Annotated in this window: 16 protein-coding genes; 5 read left to right on the top strand and 11 right to left on the bottom strand. The window is 65.5% G+C overall.

Annotated features, from left to right (window positions below; all coding sequences use genetic code 11):
• Positions 1 to 115: 115 nt before the first annotated feature.
• The 7 genes from ACN9MW_RS28135 to ACN9MW_RS28165 form a co-directional block, all read right to left on the bottom strand.
• Positions 116 to 382 carry a DUF5985 family protein gene (locus ACN9MW_RS28135; protein WP_426165116.1) on the bottom strand — a complete coding sequence of 89 codons (267 nt, stop codon included), beginning with the start codon at positions 380 to 382 and terminating at the stop codon, positions 116 to 118.
• Positions 382 to 639: a DUF5985 family protein gene (locus ACN9MW_RS28140; protein ID WP_426165118.1), complete on the bottom strand. Its 258-nt coding sequence runs from the start codon at positions 637 to 639 to the stop codon at positions 382 to 384. Before ACN9MW_RS28140 ends, ACN9MW_RS28135 begins: the two co-directional genes overlap by 1 nt.
• A complete protein-coding gene (locus ACN9MW_RS28145) occupies positions 640 to 1,083 on the bottom strand; it encodes a hypothetical protein (protein WP_426165120.1) in 444 nt (147 codons plus the stop codon).
• A gap of 85 nt (positions 1,084 to 1,168) precedes the next feature.
• Positions 1,169 to 3,379, bottom strand: a complete 2,211-nt coding sequence (locus ACN9MW_RS28150) for a xanthine dehydrogenase family protein molybdopterin-binding subunit (RefSeq protein ID WP_426165122.1) — start codon at positions 3,377 to 3,379, stop codon at positions 1,169 to 1,171.
• A complete protein-coding gene (locus ACN9MW_RS28155; RefSeq protein WP_426165124.1) occupies positions 3,376 to 4,362 on the bottom strand; it encodes an FAD binding domain-containing protein in 987 nt (328 codons plus the stop codon). The genes ACN9MW_RS28150 and ACN9MW_RS28155 overlap by 4 nt, the downstream gene beginning before the upstream one ends.
• Before the next feature lie 11 nt (positions 4,363 to 4,373).
• Complete coding sequence (locus tag ACN9MW_RS28160) at positions 4,374 to 4,964, bottom strand: (2Fe-2S)-binding protein (protein ID WP_426165126.1); 591 nt, start codon at positions 4,962 to 4,964, stop codon at positions 4,374 to 4,376.
• 80 nt (positions 4,965 to 5,044) lie between these two features.
• Positions 5,045 to 5,599: a carboxymuconolactone decarboxylase family protein gene (locus ACN9MW_RS28165; RefSeq protein WP_426165128.1), complete on the bottom strand. Its 555-nt coding sequence runs from the start codon at positions 5,597 to 5,599 to the stop codon at positions 5,045 to 5,047.
• Between the two features lie 96 nt (positions 5,600 to 5,695).
• On the opposite strand from ACN9MW_RS28165, the gene ACN9MW_RS28170 reads away from it, so the two are divergent.
• Positions 5,696 to 7,033 (top strand): aspartate aminotransferase family protein, encoded by a 1,338-nt coding sequence (locus tag ACN9MW_RS28170; protein ID WP_426165130.1) that lies wholly within the window; start codon positions 5,696 to 5,698, stop codon positions 7,031 to 7,033.
• Between the two features lie 66 nt (positions 7,034 to 7,099).
• On the opposite strand, the gene ACN9MW_RS28175 is transcribed toward ACN9MW_RS28170, so the two are convergent.
• From ACN9MW_RS28175 to ACN9MW_RS28185, 3 genes are read right to left on the bottom strand one after another with little or no spacing between them, the layout of a single operon-like run.
• Positions 7,100 to 7,945, bottom strand: coding sequence for a fumarylacetoacetate hydrolase family protein (locus ACN9MW_RS28175; protein WP_426165132.1), 846 nt, complete (start codon positions 7,943 to 7,945; stop codon positions 7,100 to 7,102).
• A gap of 29 nt (positions 7,946 to 7,974) precedes the next feature.
• Positions 7,975 to 9,300, bottom strand: a complete 1,326-nt coding sequence (locus ACN9MW_RS28180) for an MFS transporter (RefSeq protein WP_426165134.1) — start codon at positions 9,298 to 9,300, stop codon at positions 7,975 to 7,977.
• 9 nt (positions 9,301 to 9,309) lie between these two features.
• Complete coding sequence (locus ACN9MW_RS28185; protein ID WP_426165136.1) at positions 9,310 to 10,686, bottom strand: KamA family radical SAM protein; 1,377 nt, start codon at positions 10,684 to 10,686, stop codon at positions 9,310 to 9,312.
• Between the two features lie 171 nt (positions 10,687 to 10,857).
• On the opposite strand from ACN9MW_RS28185, the gene ACN9MW_RS28190 reads away from it, so the two are divergent.
• Positions 10,858 to 11,307, top strand: coding sequence for a cache domain-containing protein (locus ACN9MW_RS28190; protein ID WP_426165138.1), 450 nt, complete (start codon positions 10,858 to 10,860; stop codon positions 11,305 to 11,307).
• Positions 11,308 to 11,316: 9 nt separating this feature from the next.
• Positions 11,317 to 13,089, top strand: a complete 1,773-nt coding sequence (locus ACN9MW_RS28195; protein WP_426165140.1) for a methyl-accepting chemotaxis protein — start codon at positions 11,317 to 11,319, stop codon at positions 13,087 to 13,089.
• Here ACN9MW_RS28195 and ACN9MW_RS28200 read toward each other — a convergent pair.
• Positions 13,018 to 13,587 (bottom strand): DNA-3-methyladenine glycosylase, encoded by a 570-nt coding sequence (locus tag ACN9MW_RS28200; protein WP_426165142.1) that lies wholly within the window; start codon positions 13,585 to 13,587, stop codon positions 13,018 to 13,020. The genes ACN9MW_RS28195 and ACN9MW_RS28200 overlap by 72 nt on opposite strands.
• 121 nt (positions 13,588 to 13,708) lie before the next feature.
• Between ACN9MW_RS28200 and ACN9MW_RS28205 the strand changes: the two genes are divergently transcribed.
• Both ACN9MW_RS28205 and ACN9MW_RS28210 read left to right on the top strand, forming a co-directional pair.
• Entirely contained in the window at positions 13,709 to 14,575 is an 867-nt protein-coding gene (locus ACN9MW_RS28205; RefSeq protein WP_426165144.1) for an HDOD domain-containing protein, read from the top strand.
• A 5-nt stretch (positions 14,576 to 14,580) separates the two neighbouring features.
• Positions 14,581 to 15,696, top strand: coding sequence for a hypothetical protein (locus tag ACN9MW_RS28210; RefSeq protein WP_426165146.1), 1,116 nt, complete (start codon positions 14,581 to 14,583; stop codon positions 15,694 to 15,696).
• Positions 15,697 to 15,709 lie beyond the last annotated feature (13 nt).

A 15,709-nucleotide genomic window follows, 5' to 3' on the forward strand; every position in this document is an offset into this window, starting at 1 on the left:
GGTTGAGCTAACCAGCTTAGAGGCTTCGGCAGTCGTGGTCTAGTCCTTGGGCTTGTTCTCGACTCCATTTAGTCGGAATAGCACTTGTACCGGGATTGCGGGTTGGGCGCACCACTCACGGTTCCCCGGAGCGCCGGTTCTTCCTGACGATCGCCACTAGGATCAAGCCGTACTCGACCAGGCGCAACAAATAGGATGGCGGCGCATCAGGGCCGTCGGCCGGCCAGGCTTGCAAAAGCCGATGCACGCCTTCGAGCACAAATGCGATTGCAAAGTAGATGAAGAGGCTATCGCGCGATTGCCGCCAGTAGCGGACAAAAAACAGGGCGATCACCATCGCCGCCATGAAGATTGCCCCATTCAGCCAGGCGTTGATTTGCATCACTCGCCCTCCCATACCAGGCCATACAGCAGCGGAAGCAAAGCGACCAGGCCGGCCACCAGGCGTACTGTGGATAAATCGGTGTCCGGGAGGATCAGGCGGTCAATGATCAGGAGCACGTTGGAAAGAAACATACCGCCAAAACACAGGCCGCTCCAGAAAAGCAGGCGATGCCGTGTCGTCCGATAGCTCCGCAGCACGAGGATGGCGCATGCCAGGGCGGTCGCCGCACACATCAGGTATATGACACTTGCCATCTACTTACCCTTTCGCCAGACAAACGCATCGGCCAGCATCTGTGCTTTGCCGCCTGGTTTGGTATGAATGAGCGTACTGACTTCGATCAAATGGTGCGCGTACACTACCGCCAGCCTGGTCCACAGTTCGTCCAGGTCCGCGGAGGCCGGGCTATAGCGCAGGCCGCCGGCATCGCCGGCAATGATGCCATCGGCCTGCATCCTGGCCAACAGGCGCTGCGTGTCATCCTCGCTGAGGTAAAGGCGGCGCGCAAGGGCATCCGGCTGCCACGCATGCCTGCCTTCACGCATCAGCAGTACCGCTTCGATATAGGGTACGGACGGCACGCACTGCACCAGGTAACGCCGGATGTCATCCGGAATCGGCGGAGAAACCATGGTCAGGCGACCGTCCTTGATCGGAGAGAACAGGATGTTATGCGCATGGAATTTATATTGCACCATCCATATTTCGCTTGCAAGAATACAGCCCCAACCGTGCGCGACGCGCGGCGCCCGACAGTCAGTGACAACAGGCGAACCCAGAAAATCACACCAGCTTGTCGAGAGTAATCGGCAGGTCGCGCACGCGCTTGCCGGTGGCGTGGTAGACCGCGTTCGCCACTGCGGCGGCCACGCCGACGATCCCGATCTCGCCGATGCCGCGCGCGCCCAGTTCATTGAAGCGGGTGTCATTGCCCGGCAGCGCCACCACGTCGATGTCGCCCACATCGGCGTTCACCGGCACGTGGTAGTCGGCCAGGTTGGCATTGGCAGCACGGCCGTAGCGCCAGTCCATCTCGGTCTTTTCCATCAGGGCCATGCCCAGGCCCCACACGATGCCGCCGATGAACTGGCTGCGCGCGGTCTTCGCATTCAGCACAGTGCCCACGTCGTAGCAGGCCACGATGCGCGGCACGCGCACTGTGCCAAGGTCAGGATCCACCTGTACTTCAACAAACACCGCGCCGAAGGAATGCATGGAATATTGCTTCTTTTCCTCGCCCGGCCCGGCTTCCGCGTCGCCGGTAACGGCCTGCCCGCCGTTGCGCGCGATCACTGCCGCCATCGGTTCGCCGCGCTCCGGCGTGGCGCGCAGCCGCAGCCAGCCGTCTGCAGTCTCCACTTCGGCCGCATTGAAGCCATGCATCGGCGATGCCTTGTCGGCCACCGCCATCGTCACCAGCTTGTCGCGTGCGGCCGTGCAGGCGCGGTGCACGGCCGGACCTATGCTGGCCGCCGTCATCGAGCCGCCCGATACCGGCGCCTCCGGCATCTCGGTGTCGCCCAGCTCGAAGCGCACTTTTTCCAGCGGCAGGCCAAGCGCATCTGCCGCCACCTGGGTCATGATGGTGTAGGTGCCGGTGCCTATATCCTGTGAGCCGCAGCGCACCAGCGCCGTACCGTCGGGCGCGATGCCGGCCCAGGCCTTGGCCGGCATGCGGTTGGCCGGATAGGTGGCCGTGGCCATGCCCCAGCCGACCAGCGTGCGGCCGGCTTTCATCGAACGCGGCGAGGAGGTTCGCCTGGCCCAGCCGAAACGTTCCGCTGCCACCTTGTAGCACTCGCGCAGCTGCTTGGCCGAGAAGGGAATGTTCTTCTCTGGATCTTGCTCGGCGTAGTTCTGCAGCCGCAGCGCGACCGGGTCCATGTTGAGCGCATAGGCCATTTCGTCGATGGCGCATTCAAGGGCAAAGCTGCCCGTCGCCTCGCCTGGCGCGCGCATATAGGTCGGCACGCCAACGTTCAGCGTCGCCAGTTGCTGCGTGGTTTGCAGGCTGTCGCTGGCGTACAGGATGCGGGTTGGCGAGCTGCATGGCTCCGTAAAGTCGTCCTGCACGGACGTGTGCGAGATCGTGTCGTGGACGACCGCGAGCAGGCGGCCATCGGGGCCGGCGCCAATGCGCAAGCGCTGTTCCGTCATCGGCCTCGCCCCGACCGGTGCGAACATCTGTATCCGCTCCAGCGCAAGCTTGACAGGGCGTCCCACCATGCGCGCGGCCATCGCGGCCAGCACCACGTGCGACCACATATTGCCTTTGCAGCCAAAGCCGCCGCCAACGTAGGGCGACACCACCCTCACCTTTTCCGGCGGGATGCCGAGCGCACGGGCGCAATTCTTTTTCACGCCCGAAACGTACTGCGTGGCGTCGTACAGCGTGAGGTGGTCTCCCTCCCAGGCAGCGATGGTGGCATGCGGTTCCATCGGGTTGTGGTTCTCGACCGGCGTCGTGTACAGCACGTCGATGCGCTGGGCGGCTTGCGCCAGGCTGGCCTGCACATTGCCCCGCTGCGTCTGCATCGGCCGGTCCGGCTGCTCCTTGGGCTTGCGCAGCTTGCGCTTGGCGGCCTGGAAGTCCAGCAGCGCCGGCTGAGGCGCATAGCGCACCTTGATCGCGCGTGCCGCATCCTGCGCCTGCTCCAGCGTTTCCGCTACCACCACCGCAATCGGCTGGCCGTTGTACCTGATCTCGTCGTCCTGCAGGAGGTTCAGCTTGGGCGGCGGTGGTTTCTGCTCCTCGCCGCCCGGCTTTTCGCGCGGCAGGCGCGGTGCATTCTTGTGCGACATGACGGCCAGCACGCCGCGCATGCCGCTTGCCCGTGCCGTATCGATCGCATTGACGCGGCCCTTGGCGATGGTGCTGAGCACCAGCACGGCGTGCGCCACGCGCGGCAGGGCATGCTCGGCAGAAAAGGGGGCGGCACCCGTGACTTTCAGGCGCCCGTCGGTGCGCGGGATGGCTTGTCCGACCTGTTTCATACGCCCTCCCCTGCGATGCGTAGCGCGCGCACGATGGCGCGCTGCGCGAGGTCAACCTTGAAGCGGTTGCCTTCCAGCGGTTGCGCCCCTTCGAGCAGGCGCTGGGCGGCGGCGCGGCACTGCGCCTCGTCGAGCGGGCGGTCCCGCAACAGGGCTTCCGCTTCAGGGCGGCGCCATGGCTTGTGTGCCACGCCGCCCAGTGCAATGCGCGCTTCACGCACCGTGCCGCCCTCCATCGCCAGCGCGACCGCCACCGACACCAGCGCAAAGGCATAACTGGCCCGGTCGCGCAGCTTGAGATAGTGGCTGTGGCGCGCCATGCGCGATGGCGGCAGGTCGATGGCGACGATCAACTCGCCGGGCTGCAATACCGTGTCCCGCTGCGGCGCATCGCCCGGCAAGCGGTGGAAGTCGCCCAGCGCGACTTCGCGATCGCCTTGCGGGCCGCGCAACAATACCACGGCATCCAGCGCCGCCAGCGCGACGCTCATGTCGGAAGGATTGACTGCCACGCAGGATGGGCTGGCGCCCAGGATCGCGTGCATGCGCTGGTAGCCTTCGCGGGCATCGCAGCCCGAGCCGGGCTGGCGTTTATTGCAATGGCTAAAGGCCGTATCGGTAAAGTATGGGCAGCGGGTGCGCTGCATCAGGTTGCCGCCCATGGTTGCCATGTTGCGCAACTGCGCCGAGGCGCCGGACAGCATGGCTTGCGCCAGCAAAGGATAGTGCTCGCGCACCACGGCATGGCGTGCCGCATCGGCATTGCGGACACTGGCGCCGATGCGCAGGCCGCCGCCGGGCAATTCTTCGATCCGGTCCAGGCCCGCGCGGCTGATGTCGACCAGCCGCAGCGGGTGCTCGACGTCGCCCTTCATCAGGTCCAGCAGGTTGGTTCCGCCGGCGATGAAGCGCGCACCGTCCTGCTGCGCCAGGCGCAAGGCGTCCGCCGCATCGCGGGCACGTTCATAGTAGATGGATTGCATGGCGCGCTCGCTCAGCTGCGCCGCAGCGCCACCTCGCGGATGGCGGCGACGATATTGGGATAGGCGCCGCAGCGGCAGATATTGCCGCTCATGCGCTCGCGGATTTCATCATCGGTGAAACCTGCCCCGTCGGCGCGCACCTCCTCCAGCAAGGCCGTGGCGGAGCAAATCTGGCCCGGCGTGCAGTAGCCGCACTGGAAGGCGTCGTGCTCGAGGAACGCTTGCTGCAGCGGCGACAGCGCGTCGCCCTGCGCCAGCCCTTCGATCGTGGTGATGCGCTGGCCTTCATGCATGACGGCCAGCGTCAGGCAGGCGTTGATGCGGCGGCCGTCGACCAGGACCGTGCAGGCGCCGCATTGGCCGCGGTCGCAGCCCTTCTTGGTGCCGCCCAGGCCGATATGCTCGCGCAACGCATCGAGCAGCGTCACGCGCGGCTCAAGCGAAAGGCTGTAATCTCGGCCATTGATGTTCAGGTGGACCGGCCGCGGTGGCGCAGCGGGTGCCGCCGCGGCGGTGGGCGGCGCTGCGCTCGTCGCGGCCGGCACTTGTGTGGCGCCGACGACGGCCAGCGCGGATTGCAGGAAACTTCGGCGGTCAGGCATCGTTCGCTCCCCGGAAAAAGCAGCGCTATCGATGGTGCCGCGCCAGGCGCCGGGTTTCCGTTAGCCCGCGCACACAAAGGCTATATTGCGAGGGGAGTTGCGGTCGACGGCGGCGCTGCCGAGCGCGCGCCATTCATCACCATGGCCAGCAAGGTATAGTAGCCGTTGATACCCATCAGGTCCGTCACGCCCTTTTCGCCGAATTGCAGCATGGCCGCCGCCCAGGTGGCGTCGCTGACTTGCCTGGTGCTGTGAAGTTCGTTGCAGAAATCATAGACCGCCTGCTCGTCCGGCTGCAAGCCGGCCGGCGCCTGGCGTGCTGCGATGGCGTCGATCACGGCTTGCGGAATCCCGGCCTGCGCCGCAATCGGCGCGTGGATCGCCCATTCCACCTGCTGGTCCCACTGGCGCGAAGTGACCAGGATGGCCAGTTCGGTCAGGCGGGTGCCGATCGCGCTGCGGTAGCGCAGGTACTCGCCGAGCCGCTGGGTGCAAGCCATCAGTTCGGGACTGTGCAGCAGCGGCACGAAGGGGCCATACAACGCGCCGCGCGGGCCATCGATGACTGCCTGCGCGGCGGCGCGCTGCTCGGCTGTCATCTCCGATGGGGGAATAGGTCCTAGTCGTTCACTCATAGCCACAAATGGTCGCACAGGACAGGAGAAAAATCAAAACACGGCCGCGGCACGCGCGCTAATGTCCTTGGACGACCAATCCTGCGAGGAGCCGCCATGACCCACCTGATCCACCGCGACCTGCGCCGCACGCCGCCCGTAGCCGTCTGCGCTTTCGGCATGCAAGTGCGCGACAGCGAGGGCAAGACCTATCTCGATGCCAGCGGCGGCGCCGCTGTCTCCTCGCTGGGGCATAGCCATCCGGACGTGCTGGCGGCCATGCAGTCGCAGCTCAAGGTGGCAGCCTATGCGCATACCTCTTTCTTCACTACCGAGGTGGCGGAAGAGCTGGGCGAACGGCTGGCGCAGGATGCGCCCGGCGACTTGAATTATGCCTATCTGGTATCGGGCGGATCGGAAGCCATCGAGGCAGCGCTGAAACTGGCGCGCCAGTATTTCGTCGAGCACGGCCAAACGGAGCGGCGCGTGTTCATCGCCCGCCGCCAGAGCTATCACGGCAACACGCTGGGCGCGCTGGCCCTGGGCGGCAACGAGTATCGCCGGCGCCATTTCGAACCGATGCTGATGGACGTGGCGCGCGTGTCGCCCTGCTTTGAATACCGCGAGCGCCGCGCCGGGCAGGATGTGCACGAGTACACGGCCAACCTGCTGCAGGAGCTGGAGGCCAAGATTCTCGACCTGGGGCCGCAACACGTAATCGGCTTCTGCGCGGAGACGGTGGTGGGCGCCACCAGCGGCGCAGTGCCGCCGACGCCGGGCTATTTCAAGGGCGTGCGCGCGCTGTGCGACAAGTACGGCATCCTGATGATCGCCGATGAGGTCATGTGCGGCATGGGGCGCACCGGGACCTTGTATGCCATCGAGCAGGAAGGCGTGGTGCCCGATATCGTGGCGCTGGGCAAGGGCCTGGGCGCGGGCTACCAGCCGATCGGTGCGGTGGTTGCGCGTGACCATATCGTGCAGCGGCTTCGCTCAGGCAGCGGCGTGTTCCAGCACGGGCATACTTATGTGGGGCATCCGGTGGCGGCAGCGGCGGCGCTGGCGGTGCAGAAGGTGATCCGGCGCGATTCGCTGCTGGGGGCGGTGACTGTGCGCGGAGCGTCGTTCAAGCGCATGTTGCGCGATGCGTTTTCGTTGCATCCGAACGTGGGGGACATCAGGGGGCGCGGCATGCTGCTGGCCCTGGAGCTGGTGCAGGACCGGGAGGGCAAGCGGCCGTTCGATCCGGACTTGCGGCTGCATGCCGCGGTGAAGGATGCCTGCATGGAGTGCGGGTTGATGGTGTATCCGATGGGGGGCACCATTGACGGCCGGCGGGGGGATCATGTGCTGCTGGCGCCGCCGTTCATTGCGACGGAAGCGGATTTGCAGCAGATTGTGGCGCGCTTGAGCGATGGGCTGGAGCGGGCCTTGCTTCGCGTGCGGCCGGCTTAAAACCGGCAAGACGGTGTCTGACCCGCAGGGTCAGGCACCGATTCGCGGCAGTCGCAGGCCAAGTCTTTAGAATTCCTGGTAACCGATGACGTCCTGCTGCTGCTCGCCAAGGCCTGCAATCCCAAGGCGCACGAAGTCGCCCTTCTTCAGGAAGCGCTTGCGCGCCAGGCCAACGCCGGGCGGGGTGCCGGTCGCGATGATGTCGCCCGGCTCCAGCGTCATGAAGCGCGAGATATAGGCCACCAGCTGCGGCACCTTGAAAATCATGGTCTCCGTGCAGCCGGTCTGCATGCGCTTGTCGTTCACCTCGAGATAGAGGTCCAGCTTGTCCAGGTCCCACACCTCATCGCGCGTCACCAGCCACGGGCCGACCGGGCCGAAAGTATCGCAGCCTTTGCCCTTGTCCCAGGTGCCGCCGCTCTCCAGCTGAAACTCGCGCTCGGACACGTCGTTCACCACGCAATAGCCGGCGATATGCTTCTCGGCGTCTTCCTCGCTGACATTGCGCGCACGGGTGCCGATCACCACGCCCAGTTCCACTTCCCAGTCGGCCTTCTTCGAACCTTTCGGCAGCATGATCGGATCGTCCGGGCCGGACAGGCAGGTAATCGCCTTCATGAAAATAATCGGTTCGCTCGGAATCGGCAGGCCGGCCTCCTTCGCGTGGTCGGCGTAGTTCAAACCAACGCCGATGAACTTGCCCACTTTGGCAACGGGCACGCCAAAGCGCGGATTGCCGCGCACAACCGGCAGCGTTTCGGGATCGATTCTGGCCAGCTTGCGCAGTACCTTGTCGGACAGGTTGGCGCCGGCGAAGTCACTGATCTCGCCGGACAGGTCTCGCAGTTTGCCGAATTCATCGATCAGGCCAGGTTTTTCTTTGCCTATACGGCCGTAACGAACCAGTTTCATAAATCTTCCTTCGTGTTGAAGGCGACATTCTACCGGAAGCGTCGGAGCAGGTAGCGGCACAGGCCCGGCAACTGGATCAGCACCAGCAAAGCGAAAGCGCATTGATACGCCACGGCCGGGTAATTCCCCAGCGGCGATGGCCGCCAGAAGCCGATCACCTGGCCGAAGCCGGCCTGCACGATGAAGGCGCCGATGAAGATCAACAGGTTGAGGCAGGTCGAGGCGCGCCCCGTCAATGCTGGCGGCATGGCTTGCGCCACGATGGAATATTCCATTCCGGTGACGCAGCCGACCAGCATGAACAACACTGGCAGCACCTGCTGCGCCGGGCGCCAGCCTGATGCGAAAGCACATTGCAGCAGCACGAAGACCAGTATTCCCGCAGCCGCAATATCGAGCGTGCGCCAGCCTCGCTTTACCGCCCATTCGGTCAGCATGCCGACCGCGATCGAGCCGAAGATCACCGCCGCCATCCCAAGGTAGAGCAGCCAGGCGATAGCTTGCTCGCCGTAGCGGGGCACATCGGCCAGCCAGCGCGCTATCCACAATCCCTGCACTCCAAAGAAGACCGTATGTGGCAGCAGGACCAGCATCGCGGTCTCGCGGAATACCGGGTGGGTGAAGGTTTCCACCAGTGCGCTGCGGGTGAGCGGACGCGGTGGCGCGGCCGGCGGGGTCGGAGCGAGAAACAGGATCAACAAAGCGACCGCGATGCAGGCGCCGGCCAGCGCGATCATCAGCCATTGCCAGCTCATATGGTGCAAGGCCAGGCGCACAGGCAGAGTGGCCGTTGCCGCGCCCAGTCCGCCGGCAGCAATCAGGTAGCCTTGCACAGAAGGCAGCTTGTTCGCCGGCAGCCAGGTGTTAAGCGCCTTGATGGCCGACATGAAGCAGGCCGCAAGTCCAAACCCCATCAGCGCGCGTGCAATCGCAAGGCCCGCGAAATCCCTGCCGCCCGCAAAAGCCAGCGTGCCGATGGCTGCGATCAGCATTAGCACGAACTGCACGCGGCGCGGTCCGTAGCGGTCCAGCGCTATGCCGATCGGAAGCTGTGCGAACGCGAACGCGAGGAAGTAGGTACTGGTCAACATGCCAAGCTGCGACGGCGTCAGGTTTGCCTGCGCCACGAGCTGCGGCGCCAGCATGGCGTTCACGCTGCGCAGCAGCCAAGAGATATAGTGGCCCAGCGCGAAGGGAATGAACACCAGGAACAGCGTGGCGGGACCGGACAAGGTGCCCGGCACCCGCTCGCGCCCGCACCACCAGCGCGCAGGCGCCCTCGCCCATCGCCTGCGCCAATCACCGGGAAGCGGCGCTGCCGCTTGCGCATCGCGAGTGGCGGCGGGCGCGCGCATCGCATGCTCCTATGCGACCAGTGGAATCACCCGGCGCGGCAGCACCGGCACCGTTGCCGCACCCGGTACATGCCCGGTCCCCTGCTCGCCCTCCTCGAAGAAGAACTTGTCGCGTCCGAACGCCGGCCGGAGCTGGTCGAACCAGGTCGCGGTCGGGTCGTACTTTGCGTAGAACGGCTTGCGCACCCAGTCCGCATTGCGCGCCTGCAGGAACTGCAGGGCAAACACCTTCTCGCCGCCGACCTGGGCCACGCCGTCGATCACCACCTTGCCCGGAAATGCACTCATGGAGGGACCGCGCACCGTGCGCGCCAGGCCGGACACCATCTGGTAAGCCTGCTGGAACACCTCGTGCGCACGCGCCAGCGGCAGCTGGAAATACTCGCGCGGCCCCGTATCGCGCTCGACGAACATGTAGTACGGGATCGCTCCCAGCCTCACGCCGGTGCGCCACAGCTCCGCCCAACTGGCCGGGTCTTCGTTGATATGCCTGATCAAGGGCCCTTGCATGCGCAAGGTGGCGCCGGTGCCGACAATCCTCTTGGCCGCCTGCTGCGCCACTTCCTGCCGCAACTCCACCGCGTGGTTGTAGTGCCCCATGATCGCCATGTTCTTGCCCGCTGCGACGACGCGCTCGAACAGGCGCAGCAGGTCGTCGGCATCGCGGTCGCTGACATAGCGCTGAGGCCAGTACGACACCGACTTGGTGCCGACGCGGATGTTCTGGATATGCTCCAGGCCGGGCGCGAGCAGGGGGGCGATGATCTCCTCCATCGAGCGCGTGTTCATGATCATCGGATCGCCGCCCGTGATCAGCACATCCGTCACGTCCTTGTGCATCTTCAGGTACTCCACCAGCTGCGTGGTTTCGCGCGCGTCGAACTTCATGTCGTCCATGCCGACGAACTGCGGCCAGCGGAAGCAGAAAGTGCAGTAGGCGTGGCAGGTCTGGCCCGCGCTGGGGAAGAACAGCACCGTCTCCTTGTACTTGTGCTGCAGGCCGCGCAAGGGGGCATCGTTCACGCGCGGCACGTTGTGCGTCATCTGCCCTGCCGGGTGCGGGTTCATGCGCAGGCGGATCTGCCGCACCAGCTGTTGCGCGGCTGCGTCATCCTGCTTCACCAGGACCAGGTCGCGCAGCTGCCAGTATTCGTGCGCGGGCAGCATGTCGCGGTGCGGGAACACCAGGCGGTAAATCGGATCGTCCGGGATATTGTCCCAGTCGATCAACTGGTCCAGCACGTACTGGTTGGTGCGAAACGGCAGCACATGCGAGATGACCTGCACCGCTTCCTGCTGCTCGGGCGTCAGCAGTTCCCACTGCGGCGCCTGGCGGATGGTTTGGCGGGTGTATGGCTTGAACTTGGGCAGGGCATCGGCGGTCATGGCGTACTCCTGGGTGGGTGGGCTAGGACTTCATGATGGTCCGATTAAGAAACGGCCTATTGCCGTAGCTCAATGCCTAGCCGGAAAAATCCTACGAGCTTGCGTTTGCGCAATTGCCGACCAGGTGTGCAGACGTACAGTTGGGCTTCCATCCCATCCAAGGAGACCGGCATGAAACACATCCTGCTCGCACCACTGCTCTTCCTCGTCATGGCGGCGCCCCAAGCCAGCGAGCCGACCGAAAAGGACGCCATCGCCATGGTTGAAAAAGGTGCGGCCTTCATCAAGCAGCATGGCAAGGACAAATTCATCGAAAAGATCTCCGCCAAGGATCCTGAATTCATCCAGGGCGCGCTGTACGTCGATATCCGCGACCTGCAGTCGGGCATCGTGCTGGCGCACCCGGTCAATCCCACCATCGTCGGCAAGGATCTGACCGACGTGCCCGATGCCAGCGGCAAGAAGTACCGGCGCGAGATCATCGAACTGGCTGCCCGCAAGGGCAAGGGCTGGGTCGACTACATGTACAAGAACCCCACCACCGGCAAGATCGAGCCGAAGACCACCTACATCCAGCGCGTCGGCGATGCGGTGCTGGAAGCAGGCATTTACAAAAAGTAGGAGGCGGCCATGCTGAACCGACTGCGGATTGGACCCAAGCTGTTGTTGGCGCCGGGCGTGGTACTGGCGCTGCTGCTGGCGACAGCGGCATGCACCTGGTTCGGCATGGTAAGGCAGAACGCATCGATGGAAAACCTGGTGCAGCTGCGCGCGGCGCGGCTGCAGGCGGTGGCCGACGTGGCGGGCGAGGCGCGCATGGCGCATGCCAATATCTACCAGCTCCTGGCCTGGATCAACGGCAGCTTTGCGCAGGCGCGGCTGGACGCACTGACGGCGCAGCTGCGCAACCGGCATGCTGCAGTCGGCACGCGGCTGGAGCAGCTGGGGCGCGAGGCGGCGCCCGATGAGCGCGGCTTGCTGGCAGGCTCGCAGCAGGCACTGGCGAGCTATCGCAAGGCGGTGCAGGAGACCATCGAACTGGCGCAGGTGGACCAGTCGATCGCGACCAATGCCATGGCCAAGGCGGAACGCCAGTTTGCGGCGCTGGACCTGCAGCTGTCGCAACTGGCTGCGCTGGAAAAAGCCCTCAGCGAGGCTGCCTATGTCGGCGCGCGCCAGGAGTTCCGCCTGCTGGGCATGGCGATGGCCGGCTTGCTGCTGCTGTCGGTGGCGCTATCGCTGGCGGTGTCGATGCTGGTGCGGCGCGCGCTGTTGCGGGACATCCATTCCATCGGCGATGGCGTGCGCAGCCTGGCGTCGGGCCGGCTGGCAGCGCGCCCGCCGGCGCGCGGTCGCGATGAAATTGCCGATACGGCGCGGGCGCTGGACGGAAGCATGGCGCAACTGAACGGCACCATCCGCGCCATCCGCGGCGCGGTGCAGCAGATCGACCTGGCGTCGCGCGAGATCGCGACCGGGAATATGGACCTGTCGGCACGCACCGAGCTGCAGGCCAGCTCATTGGAGGAAACGGCCAGCGCCGTCGACAGCCTGGCGGCGGCGGTGCGCAGCAATGCCGACCATGCGCGCGAGGCTTGCCAGGTGGCCGCCAATGCCAACGAACTGGCGGCGCGCGGCGGCGCGGCAGTGTCGGATGCGGTGCAGACCATGGAGGCGATTCGCTCTTCTTCCCGCAAGATTGTCGAGATCATCGGCGTGATCGACGGGATTGCGTTCCAGACCAACATCCTGGCGCTGAACGCTGCAGTGGAGGCGGCGCGGGCGGGCGAGCAGGGTCGCGGGTTTGCGGTCGTTGCGGCGGAGGTGCGCACGCTGGCGCAGCGCAGCGCCACGGCGGCGCACGAGATCAAGGCGCTGATCAACGCTTCGGTGGCGACCATCGACCGCGGCGCGGAATCGGTGGGCGTTGCCGGGGGCAGCATGGGGGATATCGTGGCCTCGGTACGGCAGGTTGGCAGCATTATCCAGCGCATCAGCGATGCCAGCGCGGAGCAGGCGCGCGGGATCACCGAGGTCAACCAGGCGGTGGGGCAGATTGATGACGTCACCCAGCAGAATGCGGCCCTGGTCGAACAGGCGGCTGCCGCCGCCGCCAGCCTGCAGGAACAGGCGGCCGGGCTGGCGCAGGCGGTCGCCGTGTTTGAACTGGGCGACGAGATGGCGCCCGGCTGGGGCGAAGCGCACGGCAGCGAAGGCGCCGCAGCGGGCAGTGGCGGCGGTGCGGAAGCGATCGGCTTGGACGACTGGCGCGACGTGGCGCATGGCGGCGAGCGCCGCGCGGCGGGCAGCCCGATGCGCGCGCGGCAGGGCTTAGCGGAATGGGCGGCTGACAAACGGCGAACCAGCCAGGCCGAAACGCCAGGGAACATCCACCGCCTTTGAAATGCCGATGCGCGGCCCGACCACGACCTGCACCCGCCCCTTGCGCGGCAGCAGTTCGAACGGCGCCGCGCCAAGCGACATGGCATTCAGTTCGCGCGTCACGCCCATCGCCTGCGCCAGCCGGCCCGGCCCGGAGCACAGCAGCCGCACGTCGTCCATGCCGCGCCGCGCCTGCATCTGCCGGATGCCCTGCAGCGGCTCGATGGCGCGGATCAGCACCCCGGCGCCGTGCCCCTCTTCCCGGCACACAAAATTCATGCACCAGTGGATGCCATGCGAGAGGTAGACATAAGCATGGGCAGGGGGACCGAACATGGCGAAATTGCGCGCCGTTTCGCCGACAAAGGCGTGTGACGCCGGATCTTCCCGGTCATACGCCTCCACCTCGACAATACGTCCCCCAACGCCATTGACGAGCACCGTCACGCCGATCAGGCGGCGCGCCACTTGCTGTGCGGGAGCGCTGAAATCAATACCAGCCAAAATGTGAGAAGACATGCTATCGATTGTAGCAATCCTGTTATTTATGCATGAAAAAAAACTCATTCGTGCCCCGGGTTGCAGGCAAAAAACAGGCGATAATGACGGGGCCCGCCAGCAGAACAACATTCGAAGCAAAATGACAACAGCAGCAGCCCGGCTCCCGGCCCACAATACGACCGCAGAAGACGCGCTGTTGCGCTCCATCCGCATCCCGCCGCGTCCCAGCCTGCTGGTCGACCTGCAGCGCGAACTGGCGCAGGACGACCCGTCGCCGCGCGCCATCGCCCGCATCATCGGCAACGACGTCGGCATGTCGGGCGCCCTGCTGAAACTGGCCAACTCGCCGTTCTATGGCGCCACGCGCAAGGCCAAGTCGGTCGAGCAAGCCATCAACTTCCTCGGCATCAACCAGTGCGCTGCCATGTTGACCGGCATCCTGGCGCGCGAAGCGGTCGGCGCCAACAACCCGGCCCTGAACCAGTTCTGGGAAGTGTCGTCCTGCCGCGCCCAGGCCCTGGTCTTCATTTCCCGCAAGCTGCGCCTGGCGCCGCCCGATATCGCCCATACCTTCGGCCTGTTCTGCGACATCGGCATCCCGATCCTGATGGCGCGCTTTGAAGACTACGGGCAGACGCTGGACATCTGCAACGGCGCCGCCAGCCGCAAGTTCACCGAGATCGAAGATGCCCGCCACACGACCAACCACGCCGCCATCGGCTGCCTGCTGGCGCGCAACTGGGGCCTGTCGCCGGACGTGTCCTGGGCCATCCTGCACCACCACGACTACGAAGTGCTGTGCGACGACGCCACCGACGACGCGATCCGCTCCCTGGTCGCCGGCGCGGTGCTGGCCGAACGCGCCATCCAGCGCTATCACGGCAACAGCGCGTCGCTGGAATGGGAAAAAGGCGGCGAGGCCGCCTGCCGCCACCTCGGCATGAACGAGGACGAAACAGCCGACCTGCTGGACGAATTGCACGAAACCTTCCACATTGAACACTGAGCCGCATGCAAAAGACAAAGAACAAGCGCCCAGCACCACGCAAGCCCAATACACCTCCAGCCGACAAAGATGAAACCCTGAGCCAGGAACTGTTCAGCCTCGCGCTGGCACAGGAAGATGACCTGCGCCACGCCGTGCGGCGCTACCTGCGCCAGGGCAAGGACGCCATCCTGTATGGTGCCATCGAACTGGCGCGTGGCGAGGATGTCGCTGCCTATCGCACGCTGAAGGAGGCGATCGAAGAAGACGCCGGCACCGTCCTGCTGCGCAAGGGCGATGGTCCGGAAATGGAAATCAACGCCTTTGCCATCCCCGTCTTCGTGCACAGCCAGGGTGGCTTGCGCGAAGCGGAAGGCTTCCTGGACGAAGCGGCGTATGCTGCCCTGCTGGACAGCTTTACCGGCGCCGGCCTGGAAAGCCCGAAAGCCAGGGTGGTGCTGGTGCAGCACGCCTACGACCTGGCCGAAATGGAACGCATCAGCGCCAGCCAGCTGAACGCCATGGTGCACGAAGCGGCAGCGGCCATGATGGACAAGAAAGTCGCCGAAGCCCCGGCCCTGCTGCGCAGCATCGCCGGCTGGCAGCCGGCCGCGTTCGGCGCCGACGACGAAGCTGTCGAGCTGCGCTTCCTGCTCGGCTTCGCCCTGAAGCGTGCCGACGACCCGTTCTACGCCATGCCGGCAGCCGGCAAAAAGCAGGACGCCTGGTTCGAAGCGCGCATGCAGCGCTACCAGGACTGGACCGTTTCCGCCGCGCCGCTGGTGCAGCGCTGCCTGGCCGGCGCCGGACGCGCCGGCGAACTGCGCCTGAACTTCCTCTACCAGGACCTGTTCCATGGCGCCCTGCAGCAAGGCAAATCCGAACACTGGATGCTGGCCATGATGGCCGAATTCGGCGCCGCGCTGGACGGCCAGGGCCCGGCCCGCGCCATCATCACGCTGGTGGAGACCGAGGACGATGCGGCCCTCGGCGTGCAACTGATCGGCGCGGCCGGCGAGCTGGCGCACGCAGACCGCCGCCTGGACGTGGGCGACGAGGTGGAAGCGGAGATCGACGACCTGCGCGACGCCCTGGCGACCCTCGGGATCGACGACATTACCGTCGAATTGACAGCCCCCTGAGACGCGCACATAC

Source organism: Pseudoduganella sp. R-34 (assembly GCF_049904655.1).
Taxonomy (GTDB): domain Bacteria; phylum Pseudomonadota; class Gammaproteobacteria; order Burkholderiales; family Burkholderiaceae_D; genus Rugamonas.